This window comes from Micromonospora cabrerizensis (assembly GCF_022230955.1).
Taxonomy (GTDB): domain Bacteria; phylum Actinomycetota; class Actinomycetes; order Mycobacteriales; family Micromonosporaceae; genus Micromonospora; species Micromonospora cabrerizensis.
In genome coordinates, this window is record NZ_JAKKFI010000066.1 from 54719 (window position 1) to 73368 (window position 18650).

Sequence of the window (18650 nt, forward strand, 5' to 3'; positions counted from 1 at the left end):
CGGGGACGGATGGACGGGGTCGAGGTCGCGAGCCGGGTCGACGGGCGTACCGCCCGGGCCGAGCGCACCCGGGCGGCCATCGTCGAGGCCCACCTCGCGCTGATCGGCGAGGGGGACCTCCGCCCGACCGGGGAGCGCATCGCCGAACGGGCCGGCATCTCGCTGCGCACGCTCTGGACCAACTTCAAGGACATGGAGACGCTCTTCGAGGCCAGCGGGGCGGAGGTGCTCCGCCAGCAGGACGCCGCCTACCGGCCGGTCTCGCCCGCGTTGCCGCTGGCGAAGCGGGTCGACGCGTACTGCCGGCAACGGGCCCGGCTGCTCCAGCTCATCGCACCGTCGGCGCGGGCCGCCCAGATGCGGGAGCCGGTCTCCGAGCAACTGCACCGCAACCGTCTCATGCACATCGACCGGGTCCGCGACGAGGTCGAGGAGCTGTTCGCCGTCGAGCTGACCCAGGCCGGGCAGGAGCGGGAGCAACTGCTCAACGCCGTGGTGGCGGCGAGCATGTGGCAGGCCTGGTCGATGCTGCGCTACGGCCTGGGGCTGGGCGTGGACCAGGCCCGCGCGGTGATGTCCCGGACCGTGGGTGCCCTGCTGGCCGAGGTCGCGTCCGACTGATTCCGGCCCGGCCCGATATCGCCCCCTCTTTCCATTCGGTTTCCGATGGGTAACACTGACGTGCATGGTTACTGCATCGAGAGTGCAACTAACCGTGCTGCGTGGCCGGGACGACGAGTGCCGGTCGGTCCGGAGCCTCCTCGACGGCGTGCCCCACGGCGGGAGTGCCCTGCTGCTGCACGGTGAGCCGGGGTCGGGTCGGACGGCGCTGGTCGGCTACGCCCACCGGCACGCCGAGGGCTGCACCGTGCTCGCCGGGAGCGGGCTCGCCGAGGAGGCCGCCCTGCCCTATGCCGGCCTGCAACGTCTGGTCGACCCCGTGCTCGACCGGGCCACCGTTCTGCCCGACGAGCAGTGCCGGCTGCTGCGGCGCGTGCTGGCCGGCGAGGGCTGCCCGGCCGACCGCCGGCTGACACTGTCGATGGCGGTGCTCGGGCTGCTCACCGCCGCCGCCGGAGACCGTCCGCTGCTCACCACGATGGACGACGTCGACCGCGGTGACCCGCAGACCGCCCAGGTGCTGGCCTTCGTGGCCCGTCGGCTGAGGCACCTGCCGATCGCCATCCTGCTCACCGCGGACGTCACCACCACGGTCGACGGGATACCGGCGCACCGACTGCGCGCGCTGACCGAGCACGAGAGCGCCGCCGTCCTCACCGACCGGCTCCGGTCGGTGATCGAGCGGGGGAGAGGCGACCGGCTTCCCGAGCGGCCCGCCGAGTCGGTCGTGACCGCGCTGGCCGCGATCGGCGGCGGCAACCCGCAGGCCCTGGTGGACCTCGTCGACGTGCTCAGTCCCGGTCAGTGGCGGGGGGAGGAGTCGCTGCCCACCGCGCCACCGGCGGACGGGGCCCTGGGCCGGGCGTACCGGGCCCGGCTGGACCGGTTGCCGCCGGACGCCCGGCGGATGCTGCTGCTCGCGGCGCTCGACGAGGACGGCCAGCCGGGCACCCTGATCCGGGCCGCAGGCGCCGCCGGGTCCGAGATCGAGGCGCTCGCCCCGGCGGAGGTCGCCGGCCTGGTCCGCGTCGAGCCGCGAGGGGTCACCTTTCCGCAGCCCCTGGTGCGCACCATGATCGCGGCCAGTGCCCCGCTGGCGGAGCGGCGCGCGGCGCACCGACTGCTGGCCGGTGTGCTGGTGGCCGACGGGCAGCGGCTGCGCCGCGCGATGCACCTCGCCTGCGCGGCGGCGGGTGCCGATCCCGCCCTCGCCGACGAGCTGGAAGCGGCGGCAGCCGGCGGCGCCGACGGTTGGGCCACCGCGTCGGCGGCGCTGCGCTGGGCCGCCGACCTCAGCGACCAACCGACCCAGTCAGCCGCCCGCCTGCTGACCGCCGCCCACTACGCCTGGACCGGTGGCCAGCCCGACGTGGCCCGGCTCCTGCTCGACCGTCTCCGCGCGGTCTACCGGGATCCGGCCCTCCGGGGTCGCGCCGACCTGCTGCGCGGTGAGTTGGAGCTGCGGTGCGGCACCGCCGCACGGGCGTCGGCACGATTGCTGGCCTCGGCCGGAGCGGTGGCCGGCACCGACCGCGCGCTGGCGATGTCCGGGCTGGTCCGGGCCGGCGAGGCGGTCTGCTTCGCCGGTGACCAGTACCGGTACGCCGAGGTCGGCCGCCGGGCGGCGGCGTTGCGGCGGCCGAACGATCCTCCCGCCATGGAGCTGATGGGCAGTCTGGTCGGCGGGGTGGCGGCGACCCTGCGGGGCGACCACGAGCGGGCCGGCCCCGCGCTGCGTCGCGCCGTGGTGCTGGGTGGCCGACTGACCGGGTCGGCGTTGACTCCCACCGCTCTGAGCTGTGCCGCCGCGGCCGGCCTGGTGGTCGCCGTGGACGGGGCGGCACACCGCCTCGCCGATCGCGCCGCCGCGCTGGCCCGGGAGCGGGGTGAGCTGTCCATGCTGTCTCGGGCGCTGGAGTTGCGGGCCGTCGCCGAGTACTGGCTGGGTCGGCACGAAGCGGCGGCGGAGAGCTCCCGCGACGGGCTGCGGGTCGCCCGGGCCACCGGCCAGGTCAACTGCGCCAACGTCCACCTCGGCATGCTCGCCGTGCTTGCCGCCGTCCGGGCCGACCGGGACACCAGCCTGCGGCGGATCCGCGAGATGGGCGAGACGCCCACGCCGGGCAGCCGTCCGCACGCGCTCGCCGGGTGGGCCCTGGCGGTGCTCGACCTGGTCGACGGCCGGCACGCCGAGGCCGCGAACCGGCTGGCGTCACTGGCCCGGCTGGGCACCGGGCGCGGTCAGGTTCTCGTGCAGGTGATGGCCACTCCCTACCTGGTGGAGGCGGCGGCCCACCTGCCCTGCCGACCGGCGGCGGCGGCTGCGCTCGCCGTGTTCGACAGGTGGGCCAGCAGCACCGCGAGCCCGTTGCGCCGGGCCCTGTCCGCCCGGTGCCACGCGTTGCTGGCACCGCGCGGCGGTCCCGAGGCCGAGCAGGAGTTCCAGACGGCGCTGCGGCTGCACCCGACGGAGGCCGGCACGTTCGAACGGGCCCGCACCGAGCTGCTCTTCGGTCAGGAGCTGCGCCGCAGCCGTCGCCCGCGCGACGCGCGTACGCATCTGCACCAGGCCCGCGAGATGTTCACGCTGCTCGGGGTGAGCCGCTGGGCCGAGCAGGCGACCACCGAGCTGCGGGCGGCCGGGGAGTCGGTCGGTCCGCCGGACCTGCCGGCGGCGCGGCTGCTGACCGGCCAGCAACTGAAGATCGCCGAGCTGGTCGCGGAGGGAGCGACCAACCGCGAGATCGCGGCCCGGATGTTCCTCTCCACCCGTACGGTCGACCACCACCTGCGCAACGTCTTCCACCGGCTGGGCATCCGCTCGCGTACCGAGCTGGCGCGGGCGTTCGCCACCGAGCGGCAGGTCGGTCTGGCCTCGGATCGGTGATCGTCCGGTCTGGACGCGGTAAACTATCACCGCTAGTTTATGGGTCATGGAGCTCACCCTCTCCGCCGAACAGGCGGCGGTGCGCCAACTGGCCGCCGAGTTCGCCGACCGAGAGTTGTTGCCGCACGCGGCCACCTGGGATCGACGTGAGGCGGTCGACCCCGCCATCGTCGGCGTGCTCGGTGACCTGGGCTTCCTGGGGCTGACCATCGCCGAGGCGGACGGCGGCTCCGGTGGCGACCACCTCGCGTACTGCCTGGTCCTGGAGGAGCTCGGCCGGGGCGACTCGGCGGTGCGCGGCATCGTCTCGGTCTCCCTCGGCCTGGTCGCCAAGTCGATCGCCGCCCACGGGTCGGCCGAGCAGCGGGCCGAGTGGCTGCCCCGGCTCTGCGCCGGCACCGCACTCGGCTGTTTCGCGCTGACCGAGCCGGACAGCGGCTCGGACGCCGCCGCACTGCGCACCCGCGCGGTCCGCGACGGCGGCGACTGGCTGCTCACCGGCACGAAGACGTTCATCACCAACGGCACCACCGCCGACGTCGCGCTGGTCTTCGCCCGCACCGGCGGCCCCGGACACCGGGGCATCACCGCGTTCCTGGTGCCCACCGACAGCCCGGGGCTGACCCGACGCGAGATCCACGGCAAGCTGGGCCTGCGCGGCCAGGCCACCGGCGAGTTGGGCTTCGACGAGGTACGCGTGCCCGACGCGGCCCGCCTCGGCGCCGAGGGCGGCGGGTTCCGGCTGGCCCTGGCCACCCTCGCCAAGGGCCGGATGTCGGTGGCCGCCGGGTGCGTCGGCATCGCCCAGGGCTGCCTCGACGCGTCGGTCGGCTACGCCGGCCAGCGGACCCAGTTCGGCAAGCCGATCGCCGGGCACCAGCTCGTCCAACAACTCCTCGCCGCCATCGCGGTGGACACCGCCGCCGCCCGGCTGCTGGTGTGGCAGGTGGCCGACCTGATCGATCGCGACCAGCCGTTCGCCACCGAGGCGTCGATGGCCAAGCTCTTCGCCAGCGAGGCCGCCGTCCGCGCGGCCAACAACGCGGTCCAGGTCTTCGGTGGGTACGGCTACATCGACGAGTACCCGGTCGGCAAGTACCTGCGCGACGCCCGGGTCGCCACCCTCTACGAGGGCACCAGTCAGATCCAGCAACTCCTCATCGGACGCGCGCTCACCGGCGTCAACGCCTTCTAGCTCCAGGGAGATCCGGCATGAGAGTCTTCAGCTCGTTGGAGGAGCTGGCCACCGCGGTCGGCGAGACCATCGGCCCCGGCCCGTGGCAGCGCATCGAGCAGAGCCGCGTCGACCTCTTCGCCGACGCCACCGACGACCACCAGTGGATCCACCTCGACCCGGAGCGGGCCGCGGCCGGGCCGTTCGGCGGCACGATCGCCCACGGCTACCTGACCCTGTCGCTGCTGCCGGCCCTGGCTGGCCGGCTCTACCGGGTCGAGGGGGTGGCGATGGGCGTCAACTACGGGCTGAACCGGGTGCGTTTTCCCGCGCCGGTCCGGGTCGGCGCGTCCGTACGCGCCACCGTCGTCGTCGCCGAGGTGTCGCCGGTGAGCGGCGGTGTGCAGATGGTCGCGACGGTCACCGTGGAGAGCGACAGCGGTGGCAAGCCCGTCTGCGTGGCCGAGACCGTGAGCCGGCTCTACCCCGCCGCGGATCGCTGATCATCCACCGGGCCGTCGTAACCTCTTGATCGACTCGGGTTTCGGGAAACACGCGGTGTCCGGGCCGGTGCGACGCCCCGATCACCTGGAAGCCGAGTCGATCACCGCCGGACGCCGTGCCGAGGACCGGGCACGATCCTGTCACCCGTCAGGGTGGAGCACCGAGCCGAGCCAGCTCAACTGCCGCCGGACGTGGACGGCCTCGCCGCCCTCGTGGCCGTTGAACGGGTAGACGTGCATCTCCCGCTCTGGCGGGACCGGTCGCCCGTTCGCGGCACCGTAATGGTTGTAGGCGGCGAAGGCCGTACGGGGTGGGCAGACGGTGTCGCGCCGGCCCACCCCGAAGTGCGCCGGCGCCGTCGCGCGCCGTGCGAAGTTCACTCCGTCGACATAGGACAGCGTGCGCCACACCGCCTCCTCGGCCTCCCGCTGCACGGCCAGATAACGCGCGATCTCCCCGTACGGCGCGGGATCGCTGAGCTGGACGGCCCGTCGCATGTCGCAGAGGAACGGCGCGGTGGTCAGCACCGCGCTGAGGTCGGCGACGAGACCGGCCGCCGCCAGGGCCAGCCCGCCGCCCTGGCTGTTGCCGACCACGGTGACCCGGTCGACGTCGACCCCCGGCAGGGCGCGGACCGCCTCGACGGCCCGGACCGCGTCGGTGATCAGGCGGCGATAGTGGTAGTCCCGCGGGTCGTGGATGCCCCAGGTGACCGGCGACGGTCCACCCGGTGCGCCGTGCGGGTCGGGGGTGTCGCCGGCGCCATACTGACCCGCCTGACCACGGTTGTCCATCAGCAGGTGCGCGTAGCCGGCCACCGGCCAGGTCAGCCGCTCGTGTGGCAGGCCACGGCCGCGGCCGTACCCGGCGTACTCCACCACGGCGGGCAGCGGCTCGGGTCTGCCGGCCGGACGGGTGTACCAGGCCCGTACGGGATCACCGCCGAAGCCCGCGAAGGTGACGTCCCACGAGTCGAGCAGCCGCAGGTCGGTGGGCTCCGGACGGACGTCGACGAGCACCGGTCGGGCGGCCGCCTCGGCGAGGGTGTCCCGCCAGAACCGGTCGAAGTCGTCGGGCTCGGCGACCTCGGGGGCGTACCGCTGGAGTTCGTCGAGGGTGAAGGCGGAGTCAGGCACGGGTCCTCGCAGGGGCCGGGGGTCAGTGCGGGTCGGCGGGGGGCGCGGTGCTCTCCCGCACGACCAACTCGGTCACCAGGTCGATCCGGCTGGTCGCCGGCTCGTTGCCCCGGGTCAGGTCGAGCAACATCTGGGTGGCGATGCCCGCCATGTCCCGCAACGGCTGGTTGATCGTGGTGAGGGCCGGGTCGGTCCAGGCGGAGACGGGCAGGTTGTCGTACCCGATCACCGAAAGGTCCTCGGGCACTCGGAGGCCGCACTGACGGGCGGCCCGGAGCACGCCCATGGCCTGGATGTCCGAGCCGGCGAAGATCGCCGTGGGTCGGGACGGCAGGCGCAGCAGTTGCAGCCCGTGGGCGTGCCCGGCACCGGCGGAGAAACTGCCGAAACGGACCAGCTCGCGGTCGACCGCCATTCCGGCCTCCTCGTGGGCCGACTGGAAGCCGGCGGCGCGGGCGCGGCTGCAGAGCACGTCGGGTGGCCCGGAGATGATGGCGATCCGCCGGTGCCCCAGATCGAGGAGGTGCCGGGCGGCCAGCAGGCCGCCGTTCCAGTTGTTCGAGCCGACGGTGGGCACGGAGGCCGAGGTCGCGCTGTCGGTGTCGACGACGACGAACGGTATGCCCTGGCGCCGCAGGTGCTGCTGCTGCGCCTCCGCCAGGTGGGAGAGGACGAACACCACGCCCAACGGTCGGTCGGCGAGCAGTGCCTCCAGCCATCGGGCTGGCGGGCGGTGCGCGCCGTCGAGTTGGGCGACGGACAACCCGATGCCGGCCGCGGTGGTCACCGCCTCCACGCCGCGCAGGATCTCCATCGCCCATCCCGTGTCGAATTCGTGGAACACGAGTTCGACACGCCCTCCGCCGGTCGAGGTCCGGCGGGCGCGGCGCTGGTACTGGTGGCGGTCGAGACTCGCCTCCACCCGGGCCCTGGTGCCGGGAGCGACATCGCCACGTCCGTTGAGGACCTTGGACACCGTGGCGACCGAGACGCCGACATCGTTGGCGATGGTCGCGATGGTGGTGGAGGCGGGTGGGTCGAGCGGGCGGTGCTCTGTCATCGCGACCTCAAGCAGCATCCGAAAGTTTCGGCAGACACTAACACGATCAGCCGGCCACACCAGCCAGCGTGACAGTCGGTCCGACCGTTGGTGGGCCCGTCGGCGGCGCGAGCGCCACGGATTGCCGTCGGCGGAGTCACTGTGTGCAGGAAGTGGCGGTCCGGCGTCCGATTGAGACTCTTGACACACATCGATGGGACACTTAGGTTGCCGAAAAGGTTGCGCGGATTTCCGGAAAGTTTCGGATCGTGAAAATGTCCGCTACGGAACTGGTTCCACGAGGGCGCGGTGACGTGGCCGGAGCTGAGGGGTCAAGGCATGAGTAGTCAGTTGCCCGGGGACAGCGACACCGCACCGTGGCGCGATCCGCGGCTGACGCCGGCCGAGCGGGCCGACGCGCTCCTGCCGAAGATGTCGCTGGAGGAGAAGATCGCCCAACTCGTCGGCGTGTGGGTCGGCGCGGAGGCCACCGGCGAGGGTGTCGCACCACACCAGTCCGACATGATCAGCGAGCTGCCGCAGTGGAGCAGCGTCATCCGCTACGGGCTGGGCCAGCTCACCCGCCCGTTCGGCACCGCGCCGGTCGACCCGGTGCTCGGCGCCCGGTCGCTGGCGGCGTCGCAGGCGCAGATCGTGGCCGCCAGTCGGTTCGGCATCCCGGCCCAGGTGCACGAGGAGTGCCTCACCGGGTTCGCCGCGTGGCGGGCCACCGTCTACCCGACCCCACTGAGCTGGGGCGCGTCCTTCGACCCCGACCTGGTCGAGGCGATGGCCGACCGGATCGCGCGGTCCATGCGCGCCGCCGGCGTACACCAGGGGCTCGCCCCGGTCCTGGACGTCACCCGCGACTACCGCTGGGGCCGCACCGAGGAGACGATCGGCGAGGACCCCTACCTGGTGGGCACGACCGGTGCCGCGTACGTGCGGGGGCTGGAGCGGGCCGGCGTGGTCGCCACGCTGAAACACTTCGCCGGTTACTCCGCCTCCCGTGGCGGACGCAACCTCGCGCCGGTGCCGATGGGCCCCCGGGAGCTGGCCGACGTCATCCTGCCTCCGTTCGAGATGGCGCTGCGCCACGGTGGCGCCCGCTCGGTGATGAACTCCTACGCCGAGATCGACGGCCTGCCCGTGGCCGCCGACCACGGGCTGCTGACCGGGCTGCTGCGCGACGAGTGGGGCTTCACCGGCACCGTGGTCGCCGACTACTTCTCCGTACGCTTCCTGGAGACCCTGCACGGTGTCGCCGGCGGTGCCGCCGACGCGGCCCGGCTCGCCCTGCGCGCCGGGATCGACGTCGAGCTGCCCACCGTGGACACCTTCGGCCCCCCGCTGGTGGAGGCGGTACGCCGAGGTGAGGTCGACGAGGCGTTGGTCGACGGCGCGCTGCGCCGGGTGCTGATCCAGAAGATCGAGGTCGGTCTGCTCGACGACGGCTGGCAGGAACTGCCCGACGACGTGGCGTCGCTGCGTCTCGACGACGAGGTCAGCCAGGACATCGCCGTACGCCTGGCCCGGCAGTCCGTCGTCCTGCTGCGCAACACCGGCGTCCTCCCGTTGCCCGTCGGCGGCCGGGTCGCCCTGGTCGGGCCCGTCGCCGACGACCCGATGGCCATGCTCGGCTGCTACTCGTTCCCCAACCACGTCGGCGTCCACCACAGCGATTTCGGGCTCGGCCTGGACATCCCGTCGCTGCGTGACGAGCTGGCCCGACGCGTCCCGATGCTCAGCCACGAGCAGGGCTGCGCCATCACCGGCGACGACACCTCGGGCATCCCGGCCGCGGTCGCCGCGGCCGCCGCCGCCGACGTGTGCGTGCTCGCCGTCGGCGACCGGGCGGGGATGTTCGGCCGGGGCACCTCCGGCGAGGGGTGCGACGCCCCGGACCTGCGACTGCCCGGTGTACAGGCCGACCTGGTCCGGGCCGTCCTCGCCACCGGCACCCCGGTCGTCCTGGTGCTGATGACCGGCCGCCCCTACGCGCTCGGCCCGGAGTTCGACGCCGCGGCGGCCGTCGTGCAGGCGTTCTTCCTCGGCCAGCTCGGCGGGCAGGCGCTTGCCGAGGTGCTCACCGGCGCGATCAACCCGTCCGGGCGGCTGCCGGTGAGTGTGCCCCGCGACGCCGGCGGGCTGCCGAGCACCTACCTGGCACCGCCGCTCGGCCGGCGCAACAAGGTGTCCTCGATCGATCCGACGCCGGCCTACCCGTTCGGCCACGGGCTGAGCTACACCACCTTCGACTGGTCCGACGCGACGGTGGTCGAGCCGCGCGAAGATCCGACTGTCTGGCCGGTCGACGGCGAGGTGCGGGTGCGGATCACCGTCGCCAACACCGGTGAGCGGGCCGGCACCGAGGTCGTGCAGCTCTACCTGCACGACCCGGTCGCGCAGACCACCCGTCCGGTGGTCCGGCTGATCGGCTACACCCGGCTGCCGTTGGCACCCGGTGAGGTGGCGCACGTGACGTTCGGCGTACCTGCCGACGTGGCGTCGTTCACCGGGCTGACCGGCCAACGGATCGTCGAGCCCGGCGACGTCGAGCTGCGCTTCGGCCGATCGAGCGGCGACGTGGCGGCGGCCCTACCGCTGCGACTGGTCGGCGCCGAGCGCCAGGTCGGTTTCGAGCGGGAACTGCTCACCTCGGTGCGGGTCGAGCCCCTCGTGGCCGTTTCACAGTCGGCATAGGAGGCCAAGGATGACATCCACCCTGCGGCCACCGCCGCCGGCGCCGCCGAGTTCTCCGCAGCAGGCGCAGAGCCCCGCCCCGCGCCCGCCGCGCCGCCGCCGCAGTTGGCGGCAGGCGCTGCGTCGAGACTGGCAGCTCTACTCCCTGGCCGTCCTGCCGCTGCTGTTCTTCCTGGTCTTCCGGTACCTGCCGATGATCGGCAACATCATCGCGTTCCGTCGCTTCAAGCCGGGCGGCAGCATCTTCGGTGAGTACTGGGTCGGGCTGCGGTACTTCCGGATGTTCCTCAGCGACCCGACGTTCTGGGAGGTGTTCACCAACACCCTGGTGCTGGGGACGCTGACCCTGCTGTTCTGCTTCCCGCTGCCGATCGTGCTGGCGCTGCTGCTCAACGAGGTCCGGGCCCGCCGCTTCAAGCGGTTCGTCCAGTCCGTGTCCTACCTGCCGCACTTCCTGTCGATCGTGATCGTGGCGGCGATGGTCATGCAGTTGACCTCGATCGAGGGCACGGCCAACCAGATCGTCAGCCTGTTCGGTGGCGACCCGGTGGCGTTCCTGCAAAAACCGGAGTGGTTCCGCACCATCTACGTCTCGTCCGAGGTCTGGCAGACCGTCGGGTGGGGCACGATCCTCTACCTCGCCGCCCTCACCACCGTCGACGAGGACCTGTACGAGGCCGCCCGGATCGACGGCGCCGGCCGGCTGCGGCAGACCTGGCACGTCACGTTGCCCGGCATCCGTCCGACGATGATGACCCTGCTGATCCTCAACATCGGCAGCTTCCTGGCGGTCGGGTTCGAGAAGATCCTGCTGCTCTACAACCCGTTGACGTATCCGACCGCCGACGTGATCTCCACCTATCTGTTCCGGATGGGTTTCCAGTCCAGCAACTTCAGCTACGCGGCCGCCATCGGCCTCTTCGAGGCGGTGATCGGGCTGATCCTCGTCCTGTCGGCGAACGTCATCTCCCGTCGCACGGTGGGGACGAGCCTGTGGTGACCCTCGGTACGAAGATCGACGCCCCGAAGACGCGCGGGCCGGTGGACAGCCGGGGTTACCGGATCTTCCGGGTGGTCAACACTGTCGTCCTGCTCGGCGTCGTGGTCGTGACGCTGTACCCGTTCCTCAACATCGTGGCCCGCTCGCTCAGCGAAGAGGCTTACATCATCGCCGGCGAGGTGACCATCGTCCCGCGTGGCTTCGACCTGACCGCATACAAGCTGTTGATGTCGGACGCGATGTTCTGGACGAACTACCGCAACACCGTGGTGTACACGGTGGTCGCCACGCTCATCTCGATCGTGCTGACCACGTGCTACGCGTACGTGCTGTCCAAGCCGCAGCTCAAGGGGCGCGGGGTCCTCGTCGGCATCGCGCTGTTCACCATGTTCTTCTCCGGGGGTCTGATCCCCAACTACGTGCTGGTCACCAGCCTGGGCATGAAGAACACCATCTGGGCCGTGGTGATCCCCAACGCCATCAGTGTGTTCAACCTGCTGGTGATGAAGGCGTTCTTCGAGAGTCTGCCGAGCGAGTTGGAGGAGGCTGCGGCGGTCGACGGGTTGAACACCTACGGCATCCTGCTGCGGATCGTGCTGCCGTTGTCGAAAGCGATCATCGCGACGATGGTGCTCTTCTACGCGGTGTCCTTCTGGAACTCGTGGTTTGCCGCGTTCCTCTACATGGACCGGCAGGACCTGCTGCCGGTCACCGTCTACCTGCGCAACCTCATCGCGGGGGCCACCAGCGCCGAGTCCGCCGCCGCCGACGCCGACAAGGTCCAGGCCGCGGCCACCCTCCAGGCCGTGACGATCGTGCTGACCACACTGCCGATCCTGGCCGTCTACCCCTTCGTCCAACGCTACTTCGTCCGCGGCGTGATGCTCGGCGCGGTCAAGGGGTGACGTCGACGCCGCACCGTTCCACATTCGAATCCCCACCACCGAAAGGACGAGCCATGCTCCACAAGACGTGGCGCCGCGTGGCACTGACCACTGCGGGTCTGCTGGCGCTCTCCCTTGCCACCGCCTGTTCCGAGGACCCCGGTGAGTCGACTGACCTCTCGGAGAACAAGGTTGGCGCGATGGCCAACTACGGCGTCGGCGACCAGTTCAAGGCCACCGAGGCGCTCTCCTTCTCCACCCTCTACAACAACCACACGTTCTACCCGCTGAAGGAGGACTGGCTGTTCTGGTCGGAGCTCAGCAAGCGGACCAACGTCAAGATCGAACCGGTGGCCGTGCCGCTGAGCGACTACGAGCAGAAGCGCAGCCTGCTGATCGGCGCCGGAGACGCTCCGCTGATCATCCCGAAGACGTACCACCCACAGGAGGACGCGTTCGTGTCCTCCGGGGCGATTCTCCCGGTGAGCGACTACCTGGATCTGATGCCCAACCTCAAGGAAAAGATCACCAAGTGGAACCTCAAGCCGGAGATCGACAACCTGCGGCAGTCCGACGGTAAGTTCTACCTGCTGCCCGGCGTCCACGAGAAGCCCACCCAGGACTACACGGTGCTGGTGCGCACCGACATCATGCAGGAGCTCAACCTGCCCGTCCCGAAGACCTGGGACGACCTGTACGCCGTGATGAAGGCGATGAAGGCGAAGTACCCGAACGTCTACCCGTACTCCGACCTGTTCAGCAAGCCCAACCCGACCGGCGCGTTGCTCAACATCCTCGGCTCCGCCCACGGCACCCAGGCCGGCTGGGACTACCAGCACGCCACCTGGGACCCGGCGGCGAAGAAGTTCAACTACACCGGCTCGTCCGACCAGTACCGGCAGATGGTCACGTTCCTGCACAAGCTCGTCGCCGAGGGCCTTCTCGACCCGGAGAGCTTCACCCAGACCGATGACCAGGCACGCCAGAAGCTGGCCAACGGCAAGTCCTTCATGGTCACCGGCAACGCGCAGACGCTCGTCAACAACCACCGGCCCGACCTGGCCAAGACCCTGCCGAACGCCAAGATGGCCAAGATCCCGCTGCCGATCGGCCCGGCCGGCGAGATCAACCCGTTCCCCCGGCTGGAGAACGGCATCATGATCTCCTCGAAGGCCCGGGAGAGCAAGAACTTCGTGGCCATGATGCAGTTCATCGACTGGCTCTGGTATTCCGACGCCGGCATGGAGTTCGCCCGCTGGGGCATCGAGGGCACCACCTTCACCAAGGACGCGTCCGGCAAGCGCTCGCTCACCGCCGACGTCGACTTCCTGGGGCTCCACCCGAAGGCGCCCAAGCACCTGCAGAAGGAGTTCGGCTTCCAGAACGGCGTCTTCGCCTACGGCGGCACCCCCGACCTGGTCCGCGGGTTCTTCTCCCCGGAGGAGTTGGAGTTCCAGAAGGTGATGGACGCCCGCAAGCCGAGGGAGGTCCCCCCGCCGCGCCCGTTGACCGACGAGGAGCGCGAGCAGGTGTCGCTCTGGGAGACCCCGCTGAAGGACTTCGTCACCCAGAACACGCTGAAGTTCGCCCTGGGCCAGCGGCCCCTCACCGAGTGGGACGCGTACGTGGCCGAGCTGAAGGCCAAGAACTCCGAGCAGTACATCGACGTGGTCAACAAGGCGTACGAACGGTTCCAGAAAGACAACGGCTGATCAGCGGGAGGTCCGGTCGGGCGGCTCAGCCCGGCCCGACCGGACCTCCCGGCGACCACCGGCCGGCGCGACGCGCGCGAACCACCGCGCCCTGCCGGTCGTCCGGAACGACCGGAAGGAGCAACCGTGAGCGGCGCCGCCCAGGCCTGGCGACAGTTCGGCGACGGGCCACTGTCGCGGGTCACCTCCCGGGTCTACATCCTGCTGGTGGTCGAGCTGCTGCTCCTGCTCACCACGGTGCCCGGCCTGCTCCCACTGCTGCTGCTGGGCCGTGACCCCAGCAACCTGCCGCTGGTCGCGCTGCTCCTCCTGCCGGTCGGGCCGGCGATCTCCGCCGCCCTGTACGCCCTGCGTCACCAGCGCCTCGACCTGACCGACCTGCGGCCCGCCGCCCTGTTCTGGCGCGGGTACCGGGCGAACCTGTCCGGCACCCTGCGCGTCTGGGTGCCGACCCTGCTGTGGCTGACCGTGCTCGCCCTGAACCTCGCCTACCGGGGCGCGGTCGGCCTCGCCGGCTGGTGGGCCGTGCCGCTGGTCCTGCTGGCCGTGGCGGTGACGCTCTGCGCGGCCAACGCCCTGGTGATCACCGCACTGTTCGACTTCCGCACCCGCGACGTGCTGCGGCTGGCCGTGCACTTCCTCGTGCGTACCCCCGGTGTCACCGTCGGCACCGCGCTGCTGCTGGCCGCGGCGGCCGGGATCACCGCGGTCTTCTCCGAGGCCGTGCTGGCGATGCTCGGCTCGGTCGCGCTCCTCGCGTTCCTGCGCGTCAGCGACCCGATGATCCACCTGATCCGGAAGGAGTTCACCGCATGAGCCTGCCCGTCACCGCCAAGGTGCCCTTCGGGGGCGACTACAACCCGGAACAGTGGCCCGAGGACGTGTGGAAGCAGGACCAACGTCTCTTCGACAGCGCCCGGATCGACCTGGTCACCATCGGCGTCTTCGACTGGGCGCTCGTCCAGCCCGCCGAGGGCGTCTACGACTTCTCGCTGCTGGACCGGATCGTGGAGCGGGCCGCCGCCGAGGGGCGCGGAATCTGCCTGGCCACCGGCACCGGGGCGCACCCGGCGTGGTTGGCGAAGGCGTACCCCGAGGTGACCCGGACCGACTTCGAGGGCCGCAAGCACCGGTTCGGGCAGCGACACAACTCCTGCCCCAGCTCCCCGGTCTTCCGCCGGCTCTCCGTCGAGCTGGCCCGCCGGGTCTCCCGCCGCTACGCCGACACCCCGGCGGTCGTCGCGTGGCACGTCGGCAACGAGTACGGCGGCGCCTGCTACTGCGACCTGTGCGCGGCCGGCTTCCGGGCCTGGTTGCGCCACCGCTACGGCACCCTGGAGAACCTGAACGCGGCCTGGTACACCACCTTCTGGTCGCACACCTTCACCGACTGGGACCAGATCGAGCCGCCGTCGGCGCTCACCGAGCACTGGCGCGGGCCGGACCACACCGCGTTCCAGGGGATCACGCTGGACTACCTGCGGTTCTCCTCCGACGCGATGCTGACCAACTTCCTGGACGAGAAGACGGCCATCCGGGAGTCCAGCCCCAGCCTGCCGGTGACGACCAACTTCATGGGCATGTACCGGCCGATCGACTACCACCGCTGGGCCACGCACCTGGACTTCGCCTCCTGGGACAACTACCCGCCGGACGACGAGTCGGCGGCCCGGATGGCGCTGACCCACGACCTGATGCGCGGGCTCAAGGACGGCCAGCCGTTCTGGTTGATGGAACAGTCGCCGGGCGCCACCGCGTGCCGGGACGTCAACCCGCTCAAGCGGCCCGGTCTGATGCGGCTGTGGAGTTGGCAGGCGGTGGCGCACGGCGCCGACGCGGTGCTGTTCTTCCAACTGCGGGCCTCCCGGGGCGCCAGCGAGAAATACCACGGCGCGGTCATCGGCCATGCCGGCCGCTCCGACACCCGGGTGTTCCGGGAGGTCGCCGAGCTGGGCGCCGAGCTGGACCGGCTGGGCCCGGCGTCGCTGGGCGCGAGGACGCCGGCCCGGGTGGCGCTGCTGTTCGACTGGGACAGCTGGTGGGCGTTGGAGATCTCCGACGGGCCGTCGCGGCTGGTCCGCTACCAGCAGGTCGTGCTCGCGTACCACCGGGCGCTCTGGGACGCCGGCGTGGACCTGGACGTCGTCGCGGTGACCGCCGACCTGTCCGGCTACGACGTGGTCGTCGCGCCGGCCCTGCACATGCTCAAGGGTGATCTGCCGCAGCGCCTCGAGGCGGTGGCGGCGCGCGGCGGATCGGTGCTCACCACCTACCTGTCGGGTCGCGTGGACGAGAACGACCAGGCCTTCCTCATGGACGTGCCGGGCCCGCTCGGGCAGCTGACAGGTGTCCGGATCGACGAGTGGGACGCCCGCGGCCCGGAGGTGGTCAACCCGGTCCGCCTCGGCGGCGGCACCGACCAGGTCGACGTCGAGGCGCGGCTGCTGTTCGAGGTGGTGACCCCGCAGGGCGCCCAGGTGGTCGGCACGTACCAGGCCGACTTCTACGCGGGCACGCCCGCGGTGACCCGCAACTCCTTCGGTGCCGGCGACGGCTGGTACGTGGCAGCGGGTCTGGACCAGGCCGGGGTGTCCTGGGTGGTCCGGCACGTGCTGGCCCGGCACGACGTGCTCGGGCCCTACCCGGACACACCGGACCTGGAATCCGCCGTGCGGGTCGCGCCGGACGGGTCACGGCTGCTCTTCCTGCTCAACCACTGCACGGCGCCGATCGAGGTGACCGCGCCGACCAGTGGCGTCGACCTGCTCACCGGTGACCGGACGCAAGCCGGCTCGGCCCTGCGCCTGCCGGCGTACGGCGTCGTCGTCCTGCGGGAGGACGGGTGAACGCCGAGGAGTCCGTCGACCTGGAGCACCTGATGTTCGTCGAGGAACCGATGGAACCCCGCGAGCCGCGCGTGCACGCGGCCTGGTTGCCCCCGGAAGCCTTCCGGTCGCTCGGCGCGCGTCGCGTCCTCGTCCACGGCGAGGGGTTGCTCGTCGACACCGTCCTGGACGAGGTCTCGCGTGCCTGTGCGCGCTACGGCGGGCGGGTGTGGCACTCACCCTCCTGGGACGTCGACGTCGACCTGGTGCTCGCCCTGCGCGGCGCCGACGCGCTGCCCAGCCCGGCGGTCGAGGCGGCGCGGTCGGCGGCGGAGGCGGCGCTGACCGGGATCGGTGGTGGTGAGCCGCTCGGTGACGAGGGGTTCCTGCTGGCCCGTGACGGTGAGATGACCGTGGTGCTGGCCGACGCGCCGGCCGGCCTGCTTTACGGGCTGTTCCACGTCGTCCGGCTCTGTGCGACGGCCTTCGATCCGGCCCGTCCACCGGAGCGGCACCGGCCGGCGCTGCGCCGGCGGATGCTGAACCACTGGGACAACGTGGCCGTGCACCCGGTGATGGGCCAGGTCGAACGGGGGTACGCGGGCGGCTCGATCTTCTGGCAGGACGGCCGGCCGCGCGGCGACCTGGCCCGGGTCCGGGAGTACGGGCGGCTGCTGGCCGCGAGCGGTGTCAACGCGATCTCGGTGAACAACGTCAACGTGTCCCGGACGGAGGCGCTGCTGCTCACCGACCGGCTCGGCGACGTGGCCGAGATCGCGGACGTGCTGCGGCCGTACAACATCCGGGTGCACCTGTCGGTCACCTTCGCCGCGCCGGTGGTGCTCGGTGGCCTGTCCACCGCCGACCCGCTGGACGAAGCGGTGCGGGTCTGGTGGGCCGCGACCACCCGCAAGGTGTACGAGCGCATCCCGGACTTCGGCGGTTACCTGGTGAAGGCCGACTCGGAGGGGCAGCCCGGCCCGTTCACCTACGGACGAGACCACGCCGACGGAGCGAACGTGCTGGCCGAGGCGTTGGCCCCGGTCGGGGGAGTGGTGCACTGGCGGGCGTTCGTCTACAACCACCACCAGGACTGGCGGGACCGGTCCACCGACCGGGCGCGCGCCGCGTACGACCACTTCGCCCCGCTCGACGGGCGGTTCCGGACCAACGTGGTCCTGCAGGTGAAGTTCGGTCCGGTGGACTTCCAGACCCGGGAACCGGTCTCCCCGGTGATCGCCGCGATGCCCGCCACCCGGCTGGCGGTGGAGTTGCAGGTCACCCAGGAGTACACGGGCCAGCAGCGGCACGTCTGCCACCTCGGCCCGTGGTGGGGTGAGGTGCTGCGGTTCGCGCCGTGGGGGCCCGGCGGGCGGACGGTGGCTGACGTGGTCGCCGGGGAGTCGGGCGCGGGCGGTGGTCTGGTCGCTGTCGCCAACGTGGGCGACGACCCCTTCTGGACCGGGCACCCGTTGGCGCAGGCCAACCTGTACACGTTCGGGCGGCTCGCCTGGAACCCGCGGATGGATCCGCGGGCGGTCCTCGACGAGTGGATCGCGCTGACCTTCCCGCCGTCGGCGACCGCCGAACCGGAGGTGGTGGGGCGGACGCTGCACGAGATCATGGACGACTCGTGGCGCACGTACGAGCGCTACACCGCGCCGCTGGGCGTCGGCTTCATGGTCAACCCGGGCGACCACTACGGCCCCGGCGTCGACGGGTACGAGTACACGCGGTGGGGCACCTACCACTTCGCCGACCGCGACGGAGTGGGCGTGGACCGCAGCCGTGCGTCGGGCACCGGCTTCGCCGGCCAGTACCCGCCGCACTGGGCGCGGGTGTACGAGTCGCCGGAGAGCTGCCCCGACGAGCTGCTGCTGTTCTTCCACCACGTGCCGTACGGGCACGTAATGCACAGCGGGTCGACCGTCATCCAGCACATCTACGACACCCACTTCGCCGGTGTCGAGGAGGTGGTGGCGATGCGACGGCGGTGGCAGACGCTGAACGGGATGATCGACCCGGCGGTGTACGAGCGGGTGGCCGAACGCCTCGACGAGCAGGTGCGCTCCGCCACCGAGTGGCGCGACCAGATCAACACGTACTTCTACCGCAAGTCCGGGGTGCCCGACGGGCGAGGCCGCACCATCTACTGACCGGCACGA

At 71.5% G+C, this 18650-nt stretch carries 13 protein-coding genes; 11 read left to right on the plus strand and 2 right to left on the minus strand.

Annotated elements, in window-relative coordinates:
* Positions 1–9: 9 nt before the first annotated feature.
* The 4 genes from LADH09A_RS16215 to LADH09A_RS16230 all read left to right on the plus strand — a co-directional run bounded on the left by LADH09A_RS16215 (position 10) and on the right by LADH09A_RS16230 (position 5185).
* The gene (locus LADH09A_RS16215) at positions 10–621 is read left to right on the plus strand and encodes a TetR/AcrR family transcriptional regulator (RefSeq protein WP_238646075.1); all 612 of its coding nucleotides are present in this window, start codon (positions 10–12) and stop codon (positions 619–621) included.
* A gap of 64 nt (positions 622–685) precedes the next feature.
* On the plus strand, positions 686–3508 hold the full coding sequence (locus tag LADH09A_RS16220; protein ID WP_238646038.1) for a helix-turn-helix transcriptional regulator: 2823 nt from the start codon (positions 686–688) through the stop codon (positions 3506–3508).
* Between the two features lie 46 nt (positions 3509–3554).
* The gene (locus LADH09A_RS16225) at positions 3555–4703 is read left to right on the plus strand and encodes an acyl-CoA dehydrogenase family protein (RefSeq protein WP_238646040.1); all 1149 of its coding nucleotides are present in this window, start codon (positions 3555–3557) and stop codon (positions 4701–4703) included.
* Between the two features lie 17 nt (positions 4704–4720).
* Positions 4721–5185 (plus strand): MaoC family dehydratase, encoded by a 465-nt coding sequence (locus tag LADH09A_RS16230; RefSeq protein WP_238646041.1) that lies wholly within the window; start codon positions 4721–4723, stop codon positions 5183–5185.
* A 141-nt stretch (positions 5186–5326) separates the two neighbouring features.
* On the opposite strand, the gene LADH09A_RS16235 is transcribed toward LADH09A_RS16230, so the two are convergent.
* Complete coding sequence (locus LADH09A_RS16235) at positions 5327–6322, minus strand: acetylxylan esterase (protein WP_238646043.1); 996 nt, start codon at positions 6320–6322, stop codon at positions 5327–5329.
* Positions 6323–6344: 22 nt separating this feature from the next.
* Positions 6345–7382: a LacI family DNA-binding transcriptional regulator gene (locus LADH09A_RS16240; RefSeq protein ID WP_238646045.1), complete on the minus strand. Its 1038-nt coding sequence runs from the start codon at positions 7380–7382 to the stop codon at positions 6345–6347.
* 318 nt (positions 7383–7700) lie between these two features.
* Between LADH09A_RS16240 and LADH09A_RS16245 the strand changes: the two genes are divergently transcribed.
* The 7 genes from LADH09A_RS16245 (at position 7701) to LADH09A_RS16275 (ending at position 18641) form a co-directional block, all read left to right on the plus strand.
* A complete protein-coding gene (locus LADH09A_RS16245; protein WP_238646047.1) occupies positions 7701–10064 on the plus strand; it encodes a beta-xylosidase/alpha-l-arabinosidase in 2364 nt (787 codons plus the stop codon).
* Between the two features lie 10 nt (positions 10065–10074).
* On the plus strand, positions 10075–11064 hold the full coding sequence (locus tag LADH09A_RS16250) for an ABC transporter permease (protein ID WP_238646049.1): 990 nt from the start codon (positions 10075–10077) through the stop codon (positions 11062–11064).
* The gene (locus LADH09A_RS16255) at positions 11061–11969 is read left to right on the plus strand and encodes a carbohydrate ABC transporter permease (protein ID WP_238646051.1); all 909 of its coding nucleotides are present in this window, start codon (positions 11061–11063) and stop codon (positions 11967–11969) included. The genes LADH09A_RS16250 and LADH09A_RS16255 overlap by 4 nt, the downstream gene beginning before the upstream one ends.
* A gap of 53 nt (positions 11970–12022) precedes the next feature.
* The gene (locus LADH09A_RS16260) at positions 12023–13660 is read left to right on the plus strand and encodes an ABC transporter substrate-binding protein (protein WP_238646052.1); all 1638 of its coding nucleotides are present in this window, start codon (positions 12023–12025) and stop codon (positions 13658–13660) included.
* A gap of 126 nt (positions 13661–13786) precedes the next feature.
* A complete protein-coding gene (locus LADH09A_RS16265; protein WP_238646054.1) occupies positions 13787–14476 on the plus strand; it encodes a DUF624 domain-containing protein in 690 nt (229 codons plus the stop codon).
* The gene (locus tag LADH09A_RS16270; RefSeq protein ID WP_238646056.1) at positions 14473–16506 is read left to right on the plus strand and encodes a beta-galactosidase; all 2034 of its coding nucleotides are present in this window, start codon (positions 14473–14475) and stop codon (positions 16504–16506) included. The genes LADH09A_RS16265 and LADH09A_RS16270 overlap by 4 nt, the downstream gene beginning before the upstream one ends.
* Entirely contained in the window at positions 16503–18641 is a 2139-nt protein-coding gene (locus LADH09A_RS16275; RefSeq protein WP_238646058.1) for an alpha-glucuronidase, read from the plus strand. The genes LADH09A_RS16270 and LADH09A_RS16275 overlap by 4 nt, the downstream gene beginning before the upstream one ends.
* Positions 18642–18650: the final 9 nt, after the last annotated feature.

Excerpts from the sequence above, each read along its gene's own strand:
- LADH09A_RS16215 (WP_238646075.1), top strand. The coding sequence starts at position 10 with ATGGACGGGGTCGAGGTCGCGAGCCGGGTCGACGGGCGTACCGCCCGG.
- LADH09A_RS16220 (WP_238646038.1), top strand. The coding sequence starts at position 686 with ATGGTTACTGCATCGAGAGTGCAACTAACCGTGCTGCGTGGCCGGGAC.
- LADH09A_RS16225 (WP_238646040.1), top strand. The coding sequence starts at position 3,555 with ATGGAGCTCACCCTCTCCGCCGAACAGGCGGCGGTGCGCCAACTGGCC.
- LADH09A_RS16230 (WP_238646041.1), top strand. The coding sequence starts at position 4,721 with ATGAGAGTCTTCAGCTCGTTGGAGGAGCTGGCCACCGCGGTCGGCGAG.
- LADH09A_RS16240 (WP_238646045.1), bottom strand. The coding sequence starts at position 7,382 with ATGACAGAGCACCGCCCGCTCGACCCACCCGCCTCCACCACCATCGCG.
- LADH09A_RS16245 (WP_238646047.1), top strand. The coding sequence starts at position 7,701 with ATGAGTAGTCAGTTGCCCGGGGACAGCGACACCGCACCGTGGCGCGAT.
- LADH09A_RS16250 (WP_238646049.1), top strand. The coding sequence starts at position 10,075 with ATGACATCCACCCTGCGGCCACCGCCGCCGGCGCCGCCGAGTTCTCCG.
- LADH09A_RS16260 (WP_238646052.1), top strand. The coding sequence starts at position 12,023 with ATGCTCCACAAGACGTGGCGCCGCGTGGCACTGACCACTGCGGGTCTG.
- LADH09A_RS16270 (WP_238646056.1), top strand. The coding sequence starts at position 14,473 with ATGAGCCTGCCCGTCACCGCCAAGGTGCCCTTCGGGGGCGACTACAAC.